We start from the raw sequence: 380 nt of genomic DNA, 5'->3' as shown, positions 1-380 counted from the left end.
CCAGCGGTGGTAGCTACATAACTCATGACTTCACGGTCGCAGCAGTCGAGACTAAACACCACTCGGACTTTTTCTTTATTCCAACAGCCGATCTCAAACCCATCTGAGCACCAACGTGTGTTGGAGTGAAGGGTAATAACCTTGCCTTCATGCGCTCGATTATCACCAACACGACCAGTATGCTTTTGTAACAGCAAATTATTGAGGCGCATGATGCGATAAATCCGCTTTGGATTAACTTTCACAAATGCATGCTCTCCCGATTTTAACTGGCGATTTAAATGCGCCGTAATACGTCGATAGCCATTGGTTGCACGTTTGTCACACAAATTCTCAATCAGTGGCAACAGCAAGGCATCGTCTGATTTGCTGTAACGTGT

At 45.5% G+C, this 380-nt stretch carries 1 protein-coding gene; it reads right to left on the bottom strand.

What is annotated here, in order from left to right; translation table 11 throughout:
- A partial coding sequence (locus LGT40_RS00220; protein ID WP_226343101.1) for an IS3 family transposase occupies positions 1-380 on the bottom strand: 380 nt, incomplete at both ends.

Source organism: Methylophaga pinxianii (genome assembly GCF_020447225.1).
Taxonomy (GTDB): domain Bacteria; phylum Pseudomonadota; class Gammaproteobacteria; order Nitrosococcales; family Methylophagaceae; genus Methylophaga; species Methylophaga pinxianii.
The sequence above is the reverse complement of the archived record's forward strand: the minus strand, read 5'-3'. Positions and strand labels throughout refer to the sequence as shown.